The sequence below is a fragment of the Micromonospora humidisoli genome (genome assembly GCF_016900955.1).
In the GTDB taxonomy this organism is placed as follows: domain Bacteria; phylum Actinomycetota; class Actinomycetes; order Mycobacteriales; family Micromonosporaceae; genus Micromonospora; species Micromonospora wenchangensis.
On record NZ_JAFEUO010000002.1, the window covers coordinates 1,045,325 to 1,059,938 of the forward strand.

Below are 14,614 nucleotides of genomic sequence, written 5' to 3' on the forward strand. Positions count from 1 at the left end.
CGCGGATGCCGGAACTCGTGTACCCGCCCGTGATCGCCGCTGCCAAGACGCTGTTCCGGGTCCTCGACCTGCGCCTGACCGTCGACGGGAACCACCACGTCCCGCGTACCGGTGGGGCCGTGCTGGCCAGCAACCACGTCAGCTACCTCGACTTCATCTTCTGCGGGTACGGGGCACACGCGTCCCGGCGGCTGGTGCGGTTCATGGCTAAGCACGACGTGTTCGCGCACAAGGTGTCCGGCCCGCTGATGCGCGGCATGAAGCACATCCCGGTGAACCGGGCGGCGGGGGTCGGCTCGTACAACACGGCGGTGGACGCGCTGCGGCGCGGCGAGGTGGTGGGGGTCTTCCCCGAGGCGACGATCAGCCGTTCCTTCACCGTCAAGGAGCTGAAGAGCGGGGCGGCCCGGATGGCGCAGACGGCCGGGGTGCCGCTGGTGCCGGTGGCGCTGTGGGGGACGCAGCGGCTCTGGACCAAGGGCCGGCCGAAGACGCTGACCCGACGGCACACCCCGATCACCATCCTGCTGGGCGAGCCGATGGACCCGGGCGCGTACCCGGATGCCAACACGATGACGGCGGAGCTGAAGACCCGGCTGACCGCGCTCGTCGAGCGGGCCCAGCAGGAGTACCCCGACAAGCCGGCCGGCCCGGACGACTCCTGGTGGCAGCCGGCGCACCTGGGCGGCACCGCGCCCACCCCCCAGGAGGCTGCCGAACTGGACCGCCGCCCCCGCCGCTCGACCGCCTCCTGACCGTCACGTCCCCTTCCCCGCCCGGCCTCCCGCCGCCCGGCGTATTTCGGGCGGTCGTCCTGCCGTTCGGCCCTTCCCCGCCCCACTGCTCTTCCTTGCCCCTCTGTCCTTCGCTGTCGCTTGGCTTTTTCCTGGCTACGGTCCTGACCGTCCTTCCGGCCGCCGCTCGACAGGCCCGTTGCCCATCGTTGCCGTTGCCGTTGCCGTTGCCGTTGCGCGGCGGCGCGGGCGGAGAGGCGGCGGGGACGGAGATGTTGCGGATATTTCGGGCGTATGGGGTCGGAGGGATCGGCGGAGAGGATAGTGGGTTCGCGTCCTTTCGAGCTGATGACGTCAGCGACTCAGGCTTTTCCGGTCCGACCGACCCGATCGGCGTGACCGGCTGATCTCGACCCGCCGGATTGGTCAAGCCGGCTGACCGGTCTGACCCGCCCCGGTTGGTCAAGCCGGCCCGCCGATCCTGCTGGGCTGGTCAGGCCGGCCCGCTGGTCCGATCTGGTCGGGCTGGTCGACGGCTCGCTGGTCTGACTGTCCTGGCCCGGTTGGCTGATCCGGCCCGCTGGTCCGACCTGGCCGGGCTGGTCGATCGCGGCTGGCTGATCCGACCGGCCGGGCTGGTCGACCTGGCTGGCTGGTCCGATTTGGCCGAGCTGGTCGACCCAGCTTGCAGGTCCGTGGCCGGGTTGGTCGACGCGGCTGACGGTCTGACCTGGTCGGGTTGGTCGGCGCGGCGGCTCGACATCTGTGGGGGATGCCGATATACGCCCACCACTGACAAGTTCGTGATGCAACCGCCATCCACCGTCCGTGACCTGAAGGGCAACCTTCGGCGATTCGTCAACGTCATCAGGTCGAAAGGACGCTGAGAGGTATACCTGCCGGACATCTCGTCCGCGCCGCCGGCGGGCTGACCACGACGCCGCGCCCCTGCCCTGCCTCGCGCCCCGACCCTGCCTCGCGCCCCGAGACCCCTATCCTGCCTCGGGTGCCGCCTCAGGCGGGAAGCGACGCCGGGCGGCGTCGGCGCGGGCGGCGTCCCGGTCGACGGTCAGCGGGAGCCCCCGCCCCGCCCCAGCCCCAGCCCCAGCCCCCGCCAGAACAGCCCCGGCCCAGGTCGGGCCAGGCCAGGTCGGGCCAGGCCAGGTCGGGCCAGGCCAGGTCGGGCCAGGCCAGGTCGGGCCAGGCCAGGTCGGGCCAGGCCAGGTCGGGCCAGGCCAGGTCGGGCCAGGCCAGGTCGGGTGGGGCCAGGTCGGGTCGGGCCAGGCCAGGTGGGGCGGGGCGGGGTCAGGTGAGGCGGGGCCAGGGTCAGCTGCCGACCGCGTCCCGACCGGCGGGCGCGGGAGCGCGGTAGTAGTCGTCGCGGGAGAGGAACTCCACCGGCAGCGAACCCGGCAGGGTCACCCGCGCCTCACCGGTCAGCGGCGGGGCGGTCGCCCGACGGATGAGCACGTCCCGCTCCGGCGGTGCCAGCTCCACCAGCTCGGGATGGGTGACCCGGAAGCAGGCCACCGTGCGGCGGATCAGCCGGGCCAGCTCGGTCACCGGCCCGACCGCGCCGCCCAGCGCCAGGGCCGGCTGCTGGATCGTCCGCAGCGCGTCGCAGACGACCAGCAGTTCCGCCTCGGCGGTGCCCTGCGCGGTGGACCGGCCGGTGGTGCGCAGCTCCAACCGGGACGGCCACTGCCAGCGGACCTGCCCGCTGACCAGGCGCGGCAGCCGGACGTTGCGCCGGTGCCGGACCCCCGTCGCGTCGATCTTCCCGGCGACCAGGGCCAGGTCTCCGGTGAGGCAGACGTAGGCGAGTCGGCGGTCGGTGACGGTGATCGAGGCGGGGCCGGGCAGCACCCAGTGCCGTCGCGCCCCGGTCGGGCTGATCAGGCAGCCGGCCACCGACGTCGGGTACCGGCCGAGCACCCGCTCGCCGGGTTCCGGGACGAGTTCGTAACGCCTGTCGAGCACGGGAGCGGAATCGTCCTCCGGCGCATCGAACCGGTGCGGTGCGATGAAGAACGGGGACATGTTCTCGCGCATCGTCACGACCTCCCCCGCGCAGTGGTCTCCTGGCGTCCCAGCCTCGCCGAGGCGTGACGGGCTGTCATGACACCCGTTAGGGGGTCGGCCGGTCGTACGACGCCTGTGACCGGTAGATGCCGATCTCCTCCGGCCGGATGAGACCGTCCTCGATCGCCCGGGCCAGTAACGCCGCCTTCGTGGCGGCCGGCCTACCCGCCCGGGTGTACTTGATCCGGGCCCGGTCCACATATTGTTTGACGGTGTGCTCGCTGATCTGCATCCGGCGGGCCACCGACGCCTTCGACATCGACTGGAACCACAGCAGCAGCGCTTCCCGTTCCTTGTCCGACAGGGCCGGACGGTCCGGGCGCGGATCGCCCACCATCGCCCCGGCCAGGGCCGGCGGCACGTAGGGGCGGTCGTTGGCGGCGGCCAGCACCGTGGCCACGCAGTGTTCCCGCCCCTCGTGCTTGGCCAGGAACGCGGTCGCCCCGGCGTCGAGCGCGGCCAGCATGGTCGCCGGGTCGGTGTGCTCGGAGTAGACCACCACCCGCCGGCCGTCGGCGCTCAGCTCGGCCAGCTTGTCCAGCACCATCTTCCCGCGTAGCCGCAGATCCAGCAGGATCACGTCGGCCTCCGGGGCGGCCCGCAGCACCAGGTCCGGGTCGTCGCCGGTGGCGAGCACCCGCAGCCGGGGCTCGGTGGACAGCCAGGCCCGCACACCGTCGATCACCACCGGATGGTCGTCGACGATCGACACACCGACCGGGCGCTCCCCGCTCATGGCCTGCGCCATCGGGTCTGCGTCCACCTGATCTCCCCGTCCCGCTCATGTACGTGTTCCACCTGGTCGTCGTCGCCGGCCCGGGAGGTCGGCGGATCCGCCGCCCCCGGGCCCTGGCCGTCCGGGGTGACCAGACTGACCGCCACCTCGTCGGGGCCGGCCACCACGGTCAGTCGTGCCCAACCGGTGGCATCGGCCAGGGCGGTGGCCAGCGGATCGGCGAGCCGTCGACGGATCTCCACCGGCAGCGGCGGCGGGGTGCCGATGGCGATCAGCTCGATCGGCAACCCGTTGCGTTCGGCCAGGTCGGCGGCGGCCCGCAACTCGTGCAGCAGCGGGTCCGGCACGTCGTCGGACTCGGCGATCAGCCGCCGCAGCCGGGTCGCGGCGAGTACGCACCGCCGTTGCACGAACGGGTCGCCCGGGTCGGCGCGGCCGTCGGCCAGTTCCGCCAACACCTGTTCGGCGGCCCCGCCGACCAGCGCCAGCCGGGCCCGCCGGTCCGCCCAGGCCCGTTCGGCGGCGTCCCGTTCGGCGCGGACGGCGAGGGTCGCCGTGGCGGTGTCGGCGCGTTCCCGGGCGAGGGTGGCGATCACCGCCGCACCGGTGAAGACCGCCACCGGCAGCGACGAGGTGCCGTAGACGTACATCGTGAAGCGGGTCAGGTCGGCGGGGGCGGTCGCCCCGTCACCGACCAGCGCGGCGAGCGCGATCACCGCGTGCCCGGCCAATAGGACGATCATCCAGCGGATCGGGCGACCCCAGAGCACCACCACGAAGAACCAGGCCAGCCCCGTCCACGCCCAGTTCGCGGCGGCGAAGAGCTGCTCCCGGCCGGCCGCCGCGAAGACCGCCGCGTCGACCGTCAGCAGGGCCGCCGCCAGCGGCAGCGCCGGAGGCAGCAGGCCGTGCAGCAGCCGGTGTGCGGCGTACCCGCCGAGGGCGCAGGCGGCCAGCCAGCCCGCGGCGACCACCGTGGGGGTCGCCAGCGTCGACCAGGCGCCGAGCACCGCCGGCAACCCGATCGCCAGGTGCCACACCAGGGCGATGGCCACCGCCGCGATCCGGGCCCCCCGGTCCGAGGCCCGGCCCACGTCCACCGCCGGGCCGTCGGCCCCCACCGGGTCCGCAGCCCGCTGCGCCGGCCGGGGTACGCGGGCCGACGCGGTCGCGCCGGCACCGGTCGCGCCGAGGTCAGTCGGGCCGGGGCCAGTCGGTCCGAGGTCGGTCGCGCCGAGGTCAGTCGACATTCGGCCACTCCAGCCTGATCCGGGTGCCCACGCCAGGGGCGGAAGTCACCACCGCCCGGCCACCGACCTCGGCCATCCGGCCCCGGATCGACTCGCGTACCCCGTACCGGTGCAGGGGGATGGTGGCCGGGTCGAAACCGGGACCGTCGTCGACCACCTCGACCACGATGCCGCTGTGGTCGCGGCTCAGCCGCAGGGTCACGGCGGCGTCCGGCGCGTGCCGGGCCACGTTGGCCAGCGCGGCGGCGGTGGCGTCGACCAGGGCGGCGGTCACCCCCGCCGGTGCCGCGCAGGGCGGCAGCGTGGCCGTCACCCGCAACTGCGGGTGGGTGACGAGCAGCGTGCGCAGGCCGGCGTCGACGTCGACCGGGCCGGCGTCGCCCGGTTCGCCCGCCGGGGTGGACCGGGCGTGCGCGAGGCCGACCAGGGTACGCAGGTCGGCGGCGGCCCGGTCGCGCAACGCCGCCGAGCCGGCCGGCAGGGCGCCCAGACCGACCATGGTGAGCGTGGACAGGACCGTGTCGTGCAGGTCCCGGTTCTGCCGCCGCTCGACCTCGCGGGCCGTGCGGGCCAGCACCACGTCCCGGCGCAGGCGTTGGAAGTCGGCGAAGGAGGTGTCGGCCCGGCCGATCCAGCGGCGCATCACCGCCGCCATCATCGCCGCGCAGGCCGTCTGCATGAGCAGGGTCGCCGCGTGCGCGCCGGCCTCGACGGTGTTGCCGGCGGCCGAGGTGCCGACCGCGTAGCCGGCGGTGACCAGCAGGCCCGCCGGCACCGACCAGCGGGCCGGTGCGGTGGCCTGCGCGTTGATCACGGTGGTGCTGGCCAGCACGGCGAGCCAGCTACCCTCGCCGGGCAGCACCTCCGGGGCGACCAGCAGCGGGGCCAGCAGGCTCGCGGCGACGGTGACCGTGACGTCCCCGGCGACGAGCCCCGGGCCGATGCCGACCCGCAGGGCCCGCGTCGCGTACCACAGTGACCAGCAGGTGAGCGCGGCCACGGCGGCCAGCAGCAGCGGCACCCGCACCGGTGGGGTACGCACCGCGAGCGCGGTCACCGCACCGAACAGCCCGCAGGTCAGCCGCAGCAGTGCCGGCAGGGTGGTGAAGATGAGCTGGAGCGCGCCACCGGCCGGCCGCTCCAGTAACGACGGTGACGAGGTCGGAGCGGGTAGGGCCGACATCGGGGGAGTGCGTCCTTCGGGCGGTGACCCGTCCGGGTCTGCTCGGCGGTGCATCGAAGCCGGAGAATAACATGACCTGCCCTAACTGTTCACCTTTGGTGCGCGGCGTGTCGCGTTGCGTTCGGTGAACGAATCGGGCATGGCCCGGCGTCGGTCAGCGGCGGAGCCACTCCAGGGCGGCCGGTGCGCCGCCGAGCACCGACAGGTGCCCGTCGTCGTCGGTGATCCGCAGCTCGGCCGCCGGGCAGACCCCGGCCAACCAACGGCTGTGGCTGGCCGGCACCACCCGGTCCCGCCCGCCGTGCAGCAGCAGCACCGGCACGGTCACCCGGGCCGGGTCGAAGCCCCACGGGTTGACGTAGGCGAGGTCGTCGTCGACCAGGCCGTCCGGGCCGCCCCGCACCGCCGGACCCACCACCTCCTCGAGCCAGGCCCACGACCCGGCCAGGGTGGCCAGGTCGGCCGGGGTGAACTCCGGGTCGTAGTCGGTGTCGGACACGGCGTGCCGCTCCTTGGTCGCCCGGCCCTGCGTGGCGGCCCGCAGCGACGCCTGCCCGGACGGCGTCATCCCGGCGAACCAGTCAAGGCCGGCCGCACCGTAGGGGGCGAGCCCGGCGACGGCGACGACGGCGACCACCCGGTCGGGGTGCACCGCGCCGCTGGCCAGCGCGTGCGGCGCACCGCCGGAGTGGCCCACGGTGGCGTACCGGTCCAGGCCCAGCGCGTCGGCGAGCCGGGCGACGTCGGCGGCGGCCGAGGCCACGTCCCGGCCGGGGCGTCGGGTGGAACCGCCGTAGCCGGGGCGGTCGTAGGACACCCAGCGCAGGCCGAGCCGGTCGGCCGTGGCGAACAGCGGGGCCGGCGGGGCACCGATGTTGGGGGTGCCGTGGTGCCAGACCACCGGCAACCGGCCGGTGCCGTCGTCGCCGGTGTCGTAGACGTGCAGGGTGCCGCCGTCCGGCAGCGGCACGTCGCGCTCGCTCGGTACGGCCGGGCGGCTCACTGGCCGACCCAGCCCGCCGGGTTGCTGAACGACTCGCGGGAGATGCCGGAGCCGGTGCGGGGCCAGTCGCCGAACCGCTTGTCGTGCAGGTGGGCGAAGAAGTAGCAGATGCCCTGGAGGTGGGCGTCGGGCACCGCCCGGGTCGGGTCGGCCCGGACCGCGGCGTAGAACTCCCGACCCAGCGCCACCACGTGACCCCGGGCGTAGAGGAAACCGTCGTCGGAGCCGTCGACCACCGCGTGCACGTCGGCGCGGTCGATGTCGTACAGCTTGCGTTCGACGACCCGGTCGAGGGCGGTCAGCTCGGGGCTGGACAGGTCGGCGCAGAGCTGGCCCAACTGGTCGAGGAAGGCGTCCCGCCAGCCGTCGAACGCGTACGCGTCGTCGTCGGAGGCGGCCCGGTCGCGGGTGAGCAGCGCCCGGCGCAGCGCGGCCGGCTTAGGGCCGAGCCGCTCCCAGGCGGCCTCCACCAGGGCCCAGAACCGGGCTTCCTCCTCGGCCGTGGGCAGGCGGTTCGCGGTCTCCGTGTCGCTCATGGCAGCACGGTAGCGGGCCGCCCCGACGTTCTCCGGGCGACGCCGTGCCGCCGACGTGGGACGTCGGGGCCGCCCACCCGGGCGGGCGACCCCGACGGGGTTCAACGCGGCCGGCGGGGTACCGCGCGGACGAAGGTGGACCAGGCGGCCGGGGCGAACCGTAACGCCGGGCCGGACTGGTCCTTGCTGTCCCGTACGCCGATCAGGCCGGGCAGGTTGTCGGCCACCTCGACGCAGTCGCCGCCGCTCCCGCCGCTGCGGGTGCTCTTGCGCCAGACGGCCCCGGCCAGGTCAGTCATGCCCACTCCTCGATGATCGCAGTGATCAGCTTCTCGGTTGCCGCCTCGTCCGCCGCGAGCGTCTCCAGGTCGGCCCAGACGCGGTCGTAGGCGGCGACCTCCGCCGGCTTGTCCAGATAGAGCGCGCCGGTGATGTTCTCCAGGTAGACGGTAGTCGGCTCCGTCGATGCCCGCCCGAACGCCTGGGGGAAGTCCAACAGGACGAAGGTGCCCGTCTCGCTGGCCAGCGGCGGGCCGGCGGTGAACGGCAGGACGCGCAGGCTCACGTTGGGCAGGGTGGCCAGGTCGAGCAGGTGCCGCAGCTGCCCGGCCATCGCCCGCCGGTCGGGCAGGGTGCGCCGCAGCACCGCCTCGCTCAGCACCACCCTGAGGGTGGGCGCGCTGGGCAGCCGGCGGGTCAGGACGTGCTGGCGCTGCATGCGGACCTCGACGAGCTTCTCGCGCTCCGCCGGGCTCATGGTGGGATTCTTGCGAAGAAACAATTCCGCCGCGTACTCGCGGGTCTGGAGCAGGCCCGGGATCAGTTCCGAATCGTATCGGCGCATGAGAGTGGCCGACGATTCCAGGCCGACGTAGAGCGAGAACCAGGACGGGACCACGTCGCCGTAGGAATGCCACCAGCCCTTGGCGCGGGTCTCCCGGGCGAGCCCGGTGACGATGGACGTCATCTCCTCGGGCACCCGGTACATCGCGCACATGGCGCGGGCGTCCACCACCCGCACCGGCACCAGGCCCTTCTCGATGCGCCACACCTTCTGCCGGGAGCAGTCCAGCCCCTCGGCCGCGCGGTCCAGCGAGACGGAGGCGTCCTCGCGGAGCTGGGTGAGCAGCCGGCCGAGCTGTCGCCGGGGGACGGTGGAGCCGCTTGTTTCCTCCGTCATGCAACATCACCGCACCCCTGGTGCAACGACAATTGTTTCCCCTGTGCCATTTCTGTCCTCCGTCCCTCGTGCGTCAATTCGACCCGAGATTAGGGGGGAGGGGAGTTGTTGCGCAAGGTGTCGGTCGTGTCGCAGGGTGTGAATCGCCGGACGGTGATCCGGGGCGTCAGAAATGGCGTCGACAATAGCCCGCTGTCCCGCTCGTAGCGAATAGCGCGCGGGCGGGGCGGCGCTATTTCCGGAAAGGACATCCGATGTGGGTCAGCGACGAGCGCGACGCCCGGCCCGGGGTGGCGTCGTGACCGCCCGCCGCGAGGTGCCGCTGCTGGTCCGGCTGGCCTGGGACTGCCTGGACCAGCACCGACACCGGCGGTGCGTGAGGTGCGCCGAGGCCGGGTTCTGCCCGGTGGCGGAGGCCGCCCGGCACCGGATCAGGCAGTGGCGCAGGTTCCGGCACGTCTGGGGGTGGCGGTGAAGGCGCCGCTGCCGAAGGCGGGTGACCTGGTGGACGTGGGCCGGGCGGCCAGTGTGCAGTTCGTCAGACCGATCAGGTGCCGGGTGATCCGGGTGCTCGACTGGATCACCTACGACGGGTGGTGCTGGCTCGACGTCTACCAGCTCGACGCGAGGGGAGACGCGGTGGCCCGGCGCTCGATCTTCGTACGGCCGGCGGGGTTGGTGATGGTGCGGCCCGCGCCGGTGCCGCGCGCACCGGGCCGGGCGGGGGTGACGCCGAACATGCGGCGGGGGCCCCGGCCGGCGGGGGTGCCGCCGGCGGACGGTGGGCGGGCTGCGGCCGGGGCGTCGCCCGAGCGCCGGTCGACGGGTGGTGGACGGAATGCGGCCGGTGCGTCGGCCGGGCGTCGGCCGCCGGGTGGACGGGGTGCGGCCGGTGGCGGGTGACGGGAGTCAGGGGGTCGTGGTGGCGGCGAAGTAGGGTTCGGCCGCCTCCAGCCGGGGGACCCGGATGCCCAGCCGGCGTGCCTCGGCCAGGGTGTCGCGGCAGACCGCGCGCAGCTCCTCGGGGTTGGCGTGCGCTGCCGTCACCCGGCGCATCGGCGGGAAGCGGTTGAGCAGCAGGGACATCGCCGGTGCCGCCACCCAGACGGGTGCGGTGAAGGGCAGCAGCTCGGCGCGGTGCCGCCGCAGGTCGACGCCGCGCGCCTCGATCAGCGGCAGCAGCTCGCGGGTGGCGCGGATCGCCTCGCGGAGGTCACCGGTGGTCAGGGCGGACAGGGTGCCCCGCCGCAGGCTCTGGGTGTGCAGGCCGGCGTTCTGGGCGAAGTGGACCGACAGCCAGCCACGGAAGTCGGCGTTCTCCCGGACCCGGAACCCGGCCGCCCGGAACACCTGGCGCACGGCCCGCTCGCGGTCGGTCGGCGGCCGGTCGAGCGTGCCGAGGAAGACCACGGGCAGCAGGGACGCGCGCAGCACGCCGTCGTCGCCGAAACCGCCGCCGGCCCCGGGGAAGCCCCAGGTCACCTGGTCGGCGGGCAGGTGCGCGGTCGCGGTCAGCGGCTCCACCCACAGGTTGTTGAAGACGAGGACCGTGGCCGCGCCCACCCGGGGCCCGAGGAAGGCCGCCGCCTCGGCGAAGTTGTAGTGCTGCACGCTCAGCACGATCAGGTCGAAGTCGTGGTCGGGCTCCAGCGTCTCGCGGTAGCGCACCGGCCACTTCTCGGCGACCCGCCGGCCCCAGGGTCGCCGCCGCGCGTCGAGCAGGTCGAGGTCGATCGCCTCCCCGTACGCCGCCGCCCGCCCCGGGCGGACGTAGAACTCCACGTGGTGCCCGGCCCGTTCCAGGGCCCACCCGTACGTCGCGCTGATCACGCCACGACCGAACATCAGGATCTTCACAAGCACCTCGGGAGCTATAATCGGAGACCATCTCCACTTCCAAAATATGGAGACAGTCTCCACTTGTCAACGCGAGGCCCCCACATGACCGACGCCAAGCCGCTGCGCGCCGACGCCCGCCGCAACCGCGACGCCCTGATCGCCAAGGCCCGCGAACTGTTCGCCGAGGGCCGTTACGACCTGCGCTTCGACGACTTCGCCACGCTGGCCGGCGTCGGCACCGGCACGCTCTACCGGCACTTCCCCACCCGGGAAGCCCTGGCCGAGGCGGTCTACCGGGAAGAACTCGACGCGATGTGCGAACGGGCCCGCGAGGCGCAGGCCACCCTGCCCGCCGACGAAGCGCTGGAGTCCTTCCTGCGGGGTATGGTGGCGCACCTGCACGCCCACGAGGGCCTCGCCCGCACCCTGTCCACGCTGATGGCTGCCCACTCGGGCACGCTCGCCGAGGGCGCCGAGGCCCTCGGCCGGGCCGTCACCGACCTGCTGGCCGCCGCCGTCCGGGCCGGGAAGATCCGCGACGACGTGGGGGCCGGCGCGGTCATGATGGCGATCCAGGGCATCTGCGCGGCGTACGGCCACCCGGCCTACCGGCCCGACGCGGACGGGGTGATCACCCTCGTCCTCGACGGCCTGCGCCGACCGGCACGATGAGCGCGGCCCGCGCCCCCACCGCCGGTGGCGGGGGAACGCGGGCCGCGCAGGAGGCCGGGGCGGGGTACGGGTGGCTCGTGGCCGCCCGTACCCGGCCGGTGGCTCAGGTGTCGTAGCGGCAGGTGCCGCCGGTGTTCGCCGTACAGTCGTTGAGCTGGAGGCTGTCCAGGTTGATGGCCTGGTTGCCGGTGGTGGACTGCGGCGGCACGTTCACGGTGATCCGCACGCTGGCCGCGTTCGCCGGGGCGGTCGCGGTCGTCCGGTACTCCAACCAGTTGCTGGCGAGCGTGTCGGTCGCTCCGGTGCTGGTCGACAGCAGGGTGCCGGCCGAGTTGTACCAGGCGAGCTGGAGCTGCGTGTTCACCGCCGTGCCACTGCGCAACCTGGTGAACAGCTTGTACGTCCGGCCGGCGGTGACCGTCGCCCGGTTCGTCAGCGAGATCGACGACGTGTTGGACGGCCCGGTGTAGGTGTTGAGCTGGACCGACCGGCGACCGTCGAAGTAGGTGCAGGAGTTCGTCGAGATGCCGCAGGCGGGCGTCACCTGGTGCCAGCCGCCCGACGTGGTGAACGTCGACGTGCTGCTGCCCGGGGTGGCCGCCTCGACCGTCCGCTGCTCGGCGGTGAGCAGGTCGTTGTTCGCGCCCACGTCGCAGCAGACCGGGGCGGTCAGCATCGGGTGGTTCGCCACGTTCACCTTCGCCGTCGACGGGCTCGGGTCGATGTAGAAGCTGGCCGACAGCTCACTCGGGTCGTAGTAGCTGCGGAACCCCGGATCGGTGTTCCAGTTGTCCCACCAGCCGTACATGATGTCGGGGACGTAGGAGGCCCCCGTCTCGGCCATCCAGGCGTGCCCGGCACCGAGCACGTGCAGCAGCTCGTGCCCGGCGACCCCGGTGGTCCACGACTCGGTCACCGCCGAACAGTGCACGCCGCTGGAGTTGCCGCCGGTCGGGCACTGGTAGGCGTCGGAGTTCGACGCGAAGTCGGTGAAGACCAGGTAGATCCGGTTGCTGTCCTGGTATCCGGCGGAGATCAGGTCGCTGCGGACCGTGCTGGCGGGGGTGTTCGGGTTCGCCCCGGCGTCGATCTTCTCGGGCACGACCAGGGCGCGGGCGTAGCCGGCGTACGTGCTGGTGTCGTAGCCCGTACGGCAGCTGAAGTTGTAGTGCTGGTCGTAGTTGGTCGACTCGTCGAGCGCCCAGTCGATCCGGTCCACCACCTTGGCGATGTACTCGACGTTGGCCTCGTAGTTGTTGCCGACGCCGTCGTGCCACGCGTAGATCACCTGGACGGCGGGGGTCGCGCCGGTCGGTGCCGCCGGATTGGCGACGGTGGACTGGCAGCCGCGCTTGGGCACGGTGGGCATGCTCGGCTGCGCGTACGGTTGGGCCGGCTCGGTGCCGGGCCCCCAGGCCAGGGCGGGTGTCGGGGCGGAGAGCACCGCGAGGGCGGTGGCCAGGGTGGCGGCGGTGACGGCGGCGAGGGTACGCGGCCGTCGGGTCCGGAACGGGGACCGGGGCAAGGATGCTCCTCGATTGGTGGCGGGCACCGCCGGTTGACGGTGCGTGTCCATCCAAACGAGCTGCGTGACATACATCAATGTGGATGGATGGTGAACAAGGTCATTCCCAGGTCCTGGGTATGCGCTTGCCTGTCGATCGGTGACGTGCAGTCACCGATCGGTCACCACTGGTGCAGGGGGTCGCCGGGTGTGGCAGACATACACCTGGTAGCCGCCGACCTCGTAGCGGGAAACCACATCGACGCCGAGCGTGGGGGCGGACCGGGCGAAGGTGTCCGACATCGCGCTCGAAGCGGGAAGGACGTAGGCCACCCGGGCGGAAGCGCGGACCTGGTCCCGGTACGGCCGATAGCGATCGAGACCAGGCGACAGGTCATCGTCGAGGACGGCGCACCGCACCTGCTCCCGACTACGGTAGGCGAGCCGGTTGCACGTCCAGTACCCGGAATAGACGTGGCCGACTCCGGTCGTCCGCAGACTGTCCACAAGCTGCTGCTCATTGTCGGCCTGCCCGGCGTACCGGGACCGGTGGACGATCAGCTGCCCGGTGGCGATCGACAGGCCCGCGAAAAGCACACCGGCCAACGTGACACAACCGGCGGCCAGGAATGCGCGGCTGCGGCTCCGACCGGTCACCCGTCGCCGGATTCCGCCATCATCGGCGGAGACGCTGGACCCGACCCTGCCGACCAGGGCGGTCGCACCCACCCACAGCGGCCAGAGAACAGCTGGCAGCGACACCATCCCGTAATGGAGATAGCGGGCGCTCTCCACGGGCGTCATCGCCGACGAGGAACTGGCGACATACGCGGCGAGGGTCATCGCGGCACCGGCGATGAGCGCCAGCCGGCTGGCGTGCACGCGACATTCACCGTCGTCGGCGCGACGTAATGCGGCGACCGCGATGGCCGTTGCCGCGACCAGCAGGACAAGATAGGTCGGTCCCCACCACAGTTGCCAGGTGGCACAGCGGCTCGGCGCACACAACCCGGAACTGAGCGGTAGGCCGACGATGACCGCGCCGTGCAACCTGTCCGACCAGGCGGCCGGCTCGGTGGCGCCGCTCAGGGACAGCAACACCGAAAACGAGTTGGGACGGTCGAGACGAAGATTGAACACGATCAGCGGCGCTGCGCCGAGGAGAAACCCGCAGACCGCCAGGGCCACCCCACGGATCGTCATCCCTGCTCGCCCCACCCATGCCACGAGCAGGACGGCGGCGGCAACGTACGGCAGGGCGAGCCAGTGGGTCCAGACGATGTAGCCGGCCAGCAACCCCCATACGACGAGCGTCGTCCGCTGCTTCGCCGGCCGCAGGACCAGCAGTGCGGATGCCAGCATGAGACCGGCAACGGCGGTGGCCACGTCGGAATAGCCGCCCGCCCCGATGATCTGATCCTTGACCACCCGGTCGGACCCGAACGCCATGACTCCCGTGACGAATACGGCGAACCAGGAAGAATAAAGGGTGCGCGTCAACCGGAAGACGAGGACGAGGAAGACGGCGTACAAGACGAGTGCCGGCAGCCGGAGGGCCCACCAGTGGGTGCCGAACACCTGCACCAACGGGGCCGCAAGATAGGAATAGAAGGTGCCCATGTAGTCCTGGCCGTAGAAGAAGGTCGGCCACTCCCGGCCCTCTCCGATGTGCAGAGCGGCCAGGCCGGCGGTACCCTCGTCGCTGTTGGCCGGTGGAACGTCCACAGCTATCAGAATCGCCCGGTAGAGGACGCCCGCAAGGCCGACAACCGCTGCCGCGCGGCACGCAAGTGACTTCCGCAGACCAGGCCCGGCAGTGGAGCCCGCTGCCGTCTCTCCCGCGTTTCCCACCCGCCCGTCGGGGCTGTTCCTTTCCACCAGCTTTGCCACGGCCC

Annotated in this window: 15 protein-coding genes and 1 pseudogene; 5 read left to right on the plus strand and 11 right to left on the minus strand. The window is 72.7% G+C overall.

Translation table 11 applies throughout. The annotated features are described in order from the left end of the window. Positions 1 to 5: 5 nt before the first annotated feature. Both JQN84_RS10215 and JQN84_RS10220 read left to right on the plus strand, forming a co-directional pair. The gene (locus JQN84_RS10215; protein ID WP_204958078.1) at positions 6 to 755 is read left to right on the plus strand and encodes a lysophospholipid acyltransferase family protein; all 750 of its coding nucleotides are present in this window, start codon (positions 6 to 8) and stop codon (positions 753 to 755) included. Between the two features lie 542 nt (positions 756 to 1,297). Then, positions 1,298 to 1,621 carry a hypothetical protein gene (locus JQN84_RS10220; protein WP_204958079.1) on the plus strand — a complete coding sequence of 108 codons (324 nt, stop codon included), beginning with the start codon at positions 1,298 to 1,300 and terminating at the stop codon, positions 1,619 to 1,621. Positions 1,622 to 2,060: 439 nt separating this feature from the next. Here the strand turns inward: JQN84_RS10220 and JQN84_RS10225 are convergent, their stop codons facing one another. From JQN84_RS10225 to JQN84_RS10260, 8 genes are all read right to left on the minus strand, one after another. After that, on the minus strand, positions 2,061 to 2,786 hold the full coding sequence (locus tag JQN84_RS10225; RefSeq protein WP_204958080.1) for a hypothetical protein: 726 nt from the start codon (positions 2,784 to 2,786) through the stop codon (positions 2,061 to 2,063). A 76-nt stretch (positions 2,787 to 2,862) separates the two neighbouring features. Further along, positions 2,863 to 3,579, minus strand: coding sequence for a response regulator (locus JQN84_RS10230; protein ID WP_204958081.1), 717 nt, complete (start codon positions 3,577 to 3,579; stop codon positions 2,863 to 2,865). Then, on the minus strand, positions 3,549 to 4,802 hold the full coding sequence (locus JQN84_RS10235) for a hypothetical protein (protein ID WP_239484990.1): 1,254 nt from the start codon (positions 4,800 to 4,802) through the stop codon (positions 3,549 to 3,551). The genes JQN84_RS10230 and JQN84_RS10235 overlap by 31 nt, the downstream gene beginning before the upstream one ends. Beyond that, positions 4,792 to 5,985, minus strand: coding sequence for a sensor histidine kinase (locus JQN84_RS10240; protein ID WP_204958082.1), 1,194 nt, complete (start codon positions 5,983 to 5,985; stop codon positions 4,792 to 4,794). The genes JQN84_RS10235 and JQN84_RS10240 overlap by 11 nt, the downstream gene beginning before the upstream one ends. 154 nt (positions 5,986 to 6,139) lie before the next feature. Then, on the minus strand, positions 6,140 to 6,988 hold the full coding sequence (locus JQN84_RS10245; RefSeq protein WP_204958083.1) for an alpha/beta fold hydrolase: 849 nt from the start codon (positions 6,986 to 6,988) through the stop codon (positions 6,140 to 6,142). Then, the gene (locus tag JQN84_RS10250; RefSeq protein ID WP_204958084.1) at positions 6,985 to 7,524 is read right to left on the minus strand and encodes a DUF4240 domain-containing protein; all 540 of its coding nucleotides are present in this window, start codon (positions 7,522 to 7,524) and stop codon (positions 6,985 to 6,987) included. Before JQN84_RS10250 ends, JQN84_RS10245 begins: the two co-directional genes overlap by 4 nt. Positions 7,525 to 7,625: 101 nt before the next feature. Next, positions 7,626 to 7,823 (minus strand): DUF397 domain-containing protein, encoded by a 198-nt coding sequence (locus tag JQN84_RS10255; protein WP_204958085.1) that lies wholly within the window; start codon positions 7,821 to 7,823, stop codon positions 7,626 to 7,628. After that, entirely contained in the window at positions 7,820 to 8,704 is an 885-nt protein-coding gene (locus JQN84_RS10260) for a helix-turn-helix domain-containing protein (RefSeq protein WP_204958086.1), read from the minus strand. The genes JQN84_RS10255 and JQN84_RS10260 overlap by 4 nt, the downstream gene beginning before the upstream one ends. A 298-nt stretch (positions 8,705 to 9,002) precedes the next feature. Between JQN84_RS10260 and JQN84_RS10265 the strand changes: the two genes are divergently transcribed. Both JQN84_RS10265 and JQN84_RS10270 read left to right on the plus strand, forming a co-directional pair. After that, positions 9,003 to 9,179 carry a hypothetical protein gene (locus tag JQN84_RS10265; protein WP_204958087.1) on the plus strand — a complete coding sequence of 59 codons (177 nt, stop codon included), beginning with the start codon at positions 9,003 to 9,005 and terminating at the stop codon, positions 9,177 to 9,179. 8 nt (positions 9,180 to 9,187) lie between these two features. Further along, positions 9,188 to 9,472, plus strand: a pseudogene (locus JQN84_RS10270) (hypothetical protein); the annotation flags it as partial. A gap of 141 nt (positions 9,473 to 9,613) precedes the next feature. On the opposite strand, the gene JQN84_RS10275 reads toward JQN84_RS10270, so the two are convergent. Continuing rightward, positions 9,614 to 10,567 carry a ketopantoate reductase family protein gene (locus JQN84_RS10275; RefSeq protein WP_307821132.1) on the minus strand — a complete coding sequence of 318 codons (954 nt, stop codon included), beginning with the start codon at positions 10,565 to 10,567 and terminating at the stop codon, positions 9,614 to 9,616. Between the two features lie 78 nt (positions 10,568 to 10,645). Here JQN84_RS10275 and JQN84_RS10280 point away from each other — a divergent pair, with 78 nt between their 5' ends. Beyond that, positions 10,646 to 11,215: a TetR/AcrR family transcriptional regulator gene (locus tag JQN84_RS10280; RefSeq protein WP_204958088.1), complete on the plus strand. Its 570-nt coding sequence runs from the start codon at positions 10,646 to 10,648 to the stop codon at positions 11,213 to 11,215. 103 nt (positions 11,216 to 11,318) lie between these two features. Here the strand turns inward: JQN84_RS10280 and JQN84_RS10285 are convergent, their stop codons facing one another. Together JQN84_RS10285 and JQN84_RS10290 are read right to left on the minus strand one after the other, a co-directional pair. Further along, positions 11,319 to 12,740 (minus strand): hypothetical protein, encoded by a 1,422-nt coding sequence (locus JQN84_RS10285; protein ID WP_204958089.1) that lies wholly within the window; start codon positions 12,738 to 12,740, stop codon positions 11,319 to 11,321. Between the two features lie 150 nt (positions 12,741 to 12,890). Next, on the minus strand, positions 12,891 to 14,609 hold the full coding sequence (locus JQN84_RS10290; protein WP_204958090.1) for an ArnT family glycosyltransferase: 1,719 nt from the start codon (positions 14,607 to 14,609) through the stop codon (positions 12,891 to 12,893). Positions 14,610 to 14,614: the final 5 nt, after the last annotated feature.

Coding starts and splice junctions, on each gene's coding strand:
- JQN84_RS10215 (WP_204958078.1), top strand. CDS start 6: ATGCCGGAACTCGTGTACCCGCCCGTGATCGCCGCTGCCAAGACGCTG.
- JQN84_RS10225 (WP_204958080.1), bottom strand. CDS start 2,786: ATGCGCGAGAACATGTCCCCGTTCTTCATCGCACCGCACCGGTTCGAT.
- JQN84_RS10235 (WP_239484990.1), bottom strand. CDS start 4,802: ATGTCGACTGACCTCGGCGCGACCGACCTCGGACCGACTGGCCCCGGC.
- JQN84_RS10240 (WP_204958082.1), bottom strand. CDS start 5,985: ATGTCGGCCCTACCCGCTCCGACCTCGTCACCGTCGTTACTGGAGCGG.
- JQN84_RS10250 (WP_204958084.1), bottom strand. CDS start 7,524: ATGAGCGACACGGAGACCGCGAACCGCCTGCCCACGGCCGAGGAGGAA.
- JQN84_RS10255 (WP_204958085.1), bottom strand. CDS start 7,823: ATGACTGACCTGGCCGGGGCCGTCTGGCGCAAGAGCACCCGCAGCGGC.
- JQN84_RS10260 (WP_204958086.1), bottom strand. CDS start 8,704: ATGACGGAGGAAACAAGCGGCTCCACCGTCCCCCGGCGACAGCTCGGC.
- JQN84_RS10280 (WP_204958088.1), top strand. CDS start 10,646: ATGACCGACGCCAAGCCGCTGCGCGCCGACGCCCGCCGCAACCGCGAC.